4 protein-coding genes and 1 tRNA gene are annotated in these 6,757 nt (G+C 66.8%); 3 read left to right on the top strand and 2 right to left on the bottom strand.

The annotated features are described in order from the left end of the window. Positions 1–139: 139 nt before the first annotated feature. The gene (locus tag HPA02_RS17880; protein ID WP_146804563.1) at positions 140–1,720 is read right to left on the bottom strand and encodes an amidase; all 1,581 of its coding nucleotides are present in this window, start codon (positions 1,718–1,720) and stop codon (positions 140–142) included. Between the two features lie 163 nt (positions 1,721–1,883). On the opposite strand from HPA02_RS17880, the gene HPA02_RS17875 reads away from it, so the two are divergent. Further along, positions 1,884–3,971 carry a putative bifunctional diguanylate cyclase/phosphodiesterase gene (locus HPA02_RS17875; protein ID WP_186810026.1) on the top strand — a complete coding sequence of 696 codons (2,088 nt, stop codon included), beginning with the start codon at positions 1,884–1,886 and terminating at the stop codon, positions 3,969–3,971. Positions 3,972–4,006: 35 nt separating this feature from the next. Then, positions 4,007–4,083 (top strand) — tRNA-Arg (locus HPA02_RS17870). Between the two features lie 117 nt (positions 4,084–4,200). On the opposite strand, the gene HPA02_RS17865 is transcribed toward HPA02_RS17870, so the two are convergent. Next, positions 4,201–6,183, bottom strand: a complete 1,983-nt coding sequence (locus HPA02_RS17865) for a sensor domain-containing diguanylate cyclase (protein ID WP_146804561.1) — start codon at positions 6,181–6,183, stop codon at positions 4,201–4,203. A 357-nt stretch (positions 6,184–6,540) separates the two neighbouring features. On the opposite strand from HPA02_RS17865, the gene HPA02_RS17860 reads away from it, so the two are divergent. Then, on the top strand, positions 6,541–6,757 hold a 217-nt coding region (locus HPA02_RS17860; protein ID WP_222594016.1), incomplete at its 3' end, for a hypothetical protein.

Below are 6,757 nucleotides of genomic sequence, written 5' to 3'. Positions count from 1 at the left end.
AGGCGCAGGGCGCCGCGCGGCGAGCCGTAGAGACCGGCGGAGAACTTCTCGGCCAGGCCCTCGAAGTGGCGGTCGCCATGGACGGAGAGGGGCGCGTCGCTGGGCAAGGGGCAGTTCCTGAGGTCAAGGGGCAATCATTTTACCCGCTGTGCGGCTCGCGGCGAACCTCGGGAGCGACCGGTGCCTCGCTCGCGGAGTCGACCTCGGGGCGCGGCTCGCGCCGTACCTCCAGGGGCAGCCGCGCCGCCCAGCGCACCTCCCGCTCCAGTTGGGCGGCGAATTGCAGCAGGCGCCGTTCGCTACCCATGGGGCCCAGACACTGCACCCCCACCGGTAGCCCTTGCGGGGTGATATGCAAGGGCAGCGACATGGCCGGCTGGCCGGTCAGGTTGGCCAGCTGGGTAAAGGGCGAGTAACGCAGCGACTCCCGGGCCAGGGCGTCGAGCCCGCCCGCCTTGAGGGCCAGGGCAGAGGCGCCGGGTAGCGCCAGCAGGCGCATCAGTGCCTCCCGCCAGCGGCTCGGGTAAAGGCTGCCGCGCCGCGGCGGCGGGGCGCTAAGCACCGGCATCAGGAGCAGGTCGAAGCGGCGATGGAAGGCGCCCATGGCGCGCCCCAGGGTGTTCCAGTGGCGCTTGGCCAACTCATAGTCGCGAGCCTTGAGGTGGCGGCCGAGACGCGCGATAGCGCGGGTGGCCGGCTCGATCGCCAGCCGCGACTCCCTGACGCCGGTCTGCTCGGCGACCCATGCCAGGTCGGCGCTCAGGTGCCCCAGGTAGAGCGTCAGGTAGCTATGCGCCAGGGCCCCGCCATCCACCGGCGGATCGCACCACTCCACATGATGGCCCAGGGCCTCGCAGCGCCGCGCCGCGGCCTCCACTGCCTCGCGCACCTCGGGATGCAGGGTCGCGCCCAGGGGCGCGCCAAGCGGCTCGCCCAGGGACACGGCGATGGTCAGCGGCTCGGGGGCGCGCTCCAGGGCCGCCAGGAAGCCGCTCTCATGGCGCACCGGATAGGGGCCGCCCTCATCCATGCCGTTGGTGGCATCCAGCAGGGCGGCGCTGTCGCGAACGCTGCGGGTCAGGGCATGCTCGACCACGGCTCCCTGCCATACCTCGCTATGGGCGGGGCCCAGCGGCACCCGGCCGCGGGATGGCTTGAGGCCGAAGAGGCCGCACTGGCTGGCGGGAATGCGGATCGAACCGCCGCCATCGCCGGCCCCCGCCAGGGGCACCAGGCCCGCCGCTACCGCGGCGGCGGCACCACCGCTGGAGCCGCCGGGCGAGTAGTCGCGCCCCCAGGGATTGACCGGATGGGGAAAGGCCTTGGGCTCGGTGATGCCCATCAACCCCAGCTCCGGGCAGCCGCTCTGGCCGAGGATCACCAGGCCGGCCTGGCGAAAGCGCTTGACCAGGGTGGCATCCGCCTCGGGGCACCAATCGGCCAGGGCGGCACTGCCGAAGCTCAGCGGCTCGTCCGCCAGCCCCATCAGCAGGTCCTTGGTCAGGAAGGGGACCCCGGCGAAGGGCGAGCGGGGCTCCACCTCGGTGGCCTCGGCCCGCCCACGCTCGTAGCGTCGACGCACTACGGCACCCAGTTGAGGGTTGTCCAGGTCGATCGCGGTACAGGCCGCCTCGACGACCTCCTCGCGGCTGACCTCCCCGCTGCGCATCAGGGCCGCCAGCCCCAGGCCGTCATGGCGACGGTACTCATGATCCTTCATCACCCTTCCCTTGCCTCCACCCGAACCATCAGCATGATCAAATAGACTGAATGTTCAAGTCGTTATCCGAAAAGGCCACTATTTCATTAAAGTTATACTGATCATTCGCCGATAAAACGATAACCCCCGACTCAGGCCTTTGCATCACCCAGGGAGAGACCTCTTGAGCCCATTCCACGGCGACCTCGGCACGCTGCTCGACTTCCCCAGCCTGGCGATCTGCATCAGCGAGGGCGACACCCTCGGCGGCCGGCTGGCCTATGTCAATCACGCCTTCGAGCGCCTTACCGGCCATGCCCGGGAGGAGCTGCTGGGGAGTGGCTGCCCGCTGCTGGACTCCGAGGAGCTGGAGGCGACACACCGCCGGGCCCTGATAGGCGCGTTGCGCGATGGCCGTCCCTTCACCCTGACCCTGCCCTGCCGACGCCGCGATGGCGAACTCTTCCACAACGAGCTGAGCCTATCGCGCTTCTGCCTGGGGGACGGGCGTCGTTACCTGATCGGGATTCATCGCGATGTCAGCCAGCGCGAGGCGCACCAGAACCGCCTGGAGCTGGCCCAGGCGGTCTTCAACAACACCCATGACGGCATCCTGGTCACCGATGCCAACAAGCGCATTATCGACACCAACCCGGCCTTCACCGAACTGACTGGTTACAGCCGTGAGGAGGCCCTGGGCAAGAAGCCCAACCTGCTCTCTTCCGGCAAGCACGACTCCGGCTTCTACGAGAGCATGTTTGCCACCGTGGAGAGCCGCGGCTTCTGGAGCGGCGATATCTGGAACACCCGCAAGGACGGCAGCCAGCTGATCGAGAACACCACCATCTCGGCGATTCGCGACGAGAGCGGACGTATCGCCAATTACATCGGCGTTTTTCGCGACATTACCCAGCGCCGCCTCAACCAGGCGCGCCTCGAGCGCATGGCCAGCTACGATCCTCTCACCGGGCTGTTCAACCGCGAGCATTTCAATACCCTGCTGGAGAGCCAGCTGGTCAGCCTGGAGTACACCCAGAGCGGCCTGGCGGTGCTGTTTCTCGACCTGGACGACTTCAAGCCGATCAACGACAACTTCGGCCACGCCTGCGGCGACGAGCTGCTGATCGAGATCAGCCGCCGCCTCAAGCACCTGATGCGCGCCAACGACCTGACCGCCCGCTTCGGCGGCGACGAGTTCGTGATCGCCCTCACCGGCCTGGGCACCGCCGACAAGGCCGCCAAGGTCGCCGAGAAGGTGATGGCCGATATCATCCGCCCCTACCAGCTCGACAACGGCGAGCTGGTCAGGGTCTCGGTATCGGTGGGCATCGCCTTTACCTCGAGTCACGAGATCAGCGCCGCCCAGTTGCTGGACGCCGCCGATGCCGCCATGTACGACGCCAAGCAACAGGGCAAGAACCGCCTGGCCCAGGCCGACACTCTGGACCAGCGAGGCGCGGGCCAGGACGCCTATACCCTGGTCAAGACAGCCTTCGACGCGGGCCAGATCGAGCTCTTCTTCCAGCCGATCCTGTCGATCCATCGCCAGCACATCATCGGGTTCGAGGCCCTGGCCCGCTGGCGTCACCCGGAGAAAGGCGTGCTCGGTCCCCAGCACTTCATGGACGTGATCACCCAGTCGTCGCTGAGCCTGCCCTATGGCCGCTGGCTGATCGACGAGGCGGCGCGGGTGGCCAAGCGCTTCCATGTCGAAGGCCACGAGATCGCCATCGGCGTCAACCTCTCCCAGGATCAGATCGAGACCGGCGCCATCGTCGAGTCGCTGGCCTCATCGCGTCACCGCCACGATCTGAGGCGTCCCTTCCTGGTGGCCGAGGTGCTGGAGTCGACCCACTTCCATGACCTGGACCTGGCCTGCGGCCTGCTTCAGGAGACCCGCAACCTGGGGGCCCAGGTGGCCCTGGACGACTTCGGCTCGGGGATCTCCTCGATCACCTATGTCAGCCAGCTGCCGCTGAACACCCTCAAGGTCGACCGCACCGTGACGCGCCACGTGGAAGCCCGGGAGGATCGACGGCAATTCGTCAGCGGCATCATTCGCATGGGTCACGCCATGGGCCTGCAGGTACTGGCCGAAGGCATCGAGAGCGAGGGGCAGTTGGAGGCCCTGCGCCTGCTGGGTTGCGACCTGGCCCAGGGCTTTCATATCGGCCGCCCCATGGCCGAGAGCGAGATCGTCAAGCGCTACCTCAGCCCCGACACGCCCCCCCGCTTTCCGCTCAAGAGGGAAAGCCGCGTCTGCCGGGTTTAACTCCCCGCCGCGGATCCGTATAATCCTGGCGGCTCGCCCCCTTAGCTCAGCTGGATAGAGCAATCCCCTCCTAAGGGATAGGTCGAAGGTTCGAATCCTTCAGGGGGCGCCATGCCGCCCCGCACTCTAGAGCGGTTTCTCGATCCCCCCCTCCCCTACCACTGAATGCCGAGGTGCCCAGCGGACACCTAATGGACACCCTGAGCGATAGCCGCTAACCCGAGCCGAGTTAGTCCAGAACCGCCACCTGCACGCTATCACGGCCCAGTCGCTTGGCCCGGTAGCTGGCCGCATCGGCTCGCTTCAGGGCCGCATCGATGCCGCCATCGCCGGTCTCGAAGCCCGCCACGCCGAGGCTCAGGGTAATGCCATAGCGACGCCCCGCCTTCTCCACCGCCACCTCGGCGGCGGCCCGACGCAACCCTTCGGCCACCGGTAGCGCCTGGTCCGGGTCACAGCCGGGCATCAGGATGGCGAACTCGTCGCCACCCAGCCGCGCCACCTGATCGCTGCGGCGCACTTGGGCCTTGAGCACCTCGGCGAGCCGGCGGAGCAGTTCGTCACCCAGGGCATGGCCGCCTTCGTCATTGATCGGCTTGAAGTGGTCCAGATCGAAGAGAATCAGCGCCGAGGGCTGCGACTGATGACACCAGTCGCCCCAGGCCTCCTCCAGGCACCGCTCGAAGCCACGCCGGTTGAGCAGGCCGGTCAGGGGATCATGCTCGGCCTCCCAGCGCTGCTGGGCCTCGATCTCGCGACGCTCGGTGATGTCCTTGACCATGCCCACGAACCCCAGCCGTCGCGACTCCACCGTGACCGCCGTGGCGTGCACTTCCAGCCATAGCACGCTGCCGTCGGCCTGGCAGAAGCGGCACTGGCGCAGGAACTCCTCGCCACTGCTCAGGGTGTGGTGCCACAGGTCCAGGGCGTCCCGGCGCTCCTCGGGGTGCAGGTTGATATGCCATTGGCCCGCCTCGCCGCCGTCCTGCCCGACCAGGGCCCGCAACGCCGGATTCATATAGGTGGTTCGGCCATCGGGGTCGGTGACGAAGATGCCCGTGGGGGTCGAGCCCAGGACCGCATCGAGAAAGGCCTGGCGCTCCTGCAGGGTGGCGTGGGTGGCCGAGCGCTCCCGCTCGACCCGATTGAAGGTGGCGGCCACCTGGTTGAGCTCCTCCAGGCGAGCATCCAGGTGCACTCGGGCACGCTCGCCCAGTCCCACTTCATCGATCTGTCGTTCCAGTTGCTGCAAGGGCGCCAACACTCGGCCTACCCGCCAGATCAGCAGGGGCAGCATAACCAGCACGGCGATCAGCCCACCCCAGCCCAGCCGACGAATCAACGCCTGCAGCGCCGACTCCATCTCGCTCTGCGGCAGGAAGATGCCCACCACCCAGTTGGCCGCCCAGATCTGCCGGTAGGCCTGCAACGACATCTCCTCGTTCAACAGGGGGGCATAGGCGACCCCCTCCCAACCGTCCAGGGCCAAGTCGGCCCAGGGCGATACCTCGGGCCCCGGCACCGACTGCAGGATCAGGGCGTTATCCGGATGGTAGAGGATGGTCCCCGAGGCGGAGGCCACGGCGGCGAAGCCCCGCTTGCCCAGGCGGATACGCCGCAACCGATCGAAGAGGCTCCCCCGGTTGAGATCGACCAGGCCGCCCAGCACACCGAGGAAATTCCCGTCCTCGTCCTCGAGGGGCAGGCTGATCATCACCAGGAGTTCGCCGCTGGCGCGCCCCTCGAAGGGCTCGCTGATATGCGGGCGCCTCAACCGATGTGGCAGGCGAAAGAAATCCCGGGCGCTGGTCTCCAGGCCAACGCGACCGGCGACCACCGGCCAGTCGGCGATAATCCGCCCCTCGGCATCCGACACCACCAGGCCATCGAACCAGGCCAGCAGCGCATCGTTGCGGTGGAGCTCGGCGCGTATCGCCTCGGGAGTCCGCGCCTCACCCTCCAGCAAAGGCGCCAAGCGCTCCAGGGCCGAGAGGCGCTTGTCGATCTCGGCGGAGAGGTCGTCGGCGATCAGCCGCGCCTCATAGCGCAGATGGGTACCGTTGAGCCCCTGGACCAGGTCGCGCCCCAGCTGCCAGCCGAAGGTCAGCACGCCCAGCAGCACCACCAGCCAAGTAGCCGTCAGCCCCAGCAGCAGACGCCCCTTCAGAGACCCCAGACCGAGGCAGCTCCCCCAACGCCATTTCAATCGCATCCCGTTTCCTTATGCCAGGCCCCGTTGCTATATCGCCCGCCGGCGGCCTCTCCTTTAGCACGAATCGCTTCCCAGCCTACACCCTAAGCCACCGATGCCTCACCTAGCCCTTCACCCGCCCATGCGCGGAGCCAGGACGTCGATGCGCCCGGAGGGCCATAAAATTGCGCTACATATTTTCATACACAACCTTTGTCTAGGTATCACATCATTGTCATCAACGTCGCACCGAGATACCGTTCTCAGCGATCACTCCGGATGAAGAGCGAATATTCGACGAAATATCGGGGTGTTTTCATAGAAAAATAAAATCTGCCCGAAGGCAGTCACGACACGCAAGCAAACAAGGAACAAGACGTGACGACTCACAATAAGATCAAGCAAGCCGGACTCTTCTCGACCGCCACCCTGGCCCTGGCGATCGCCGGCGCCTCCCAGGCCTACGAGCTTCAGGTCGGCGAGACCACCGCCAATATCTACGGCTACGCCAAGCTGGATATCATTCATGACCTAGATGCCGACCTCGGCAACAGCGCCAACCGCACCCTGATCCGCCTGGATGACCAGGCCGGCG

The organism is Bisbaumannia pacifica, from assembly GCF_007989625.1.
Lineage (GTDB): Bacteria > Pseudomonadota > Gammaproteobacteria > Pseudomonadales > Halomonadaceae > Bisbaumannia > Bisbaumannia pacifica.
The sequence above is the reverse complement of the archived record's forward strand: the minus strand, read 5'-3'. Positions and strand labels throughout refer to the sequence as shown.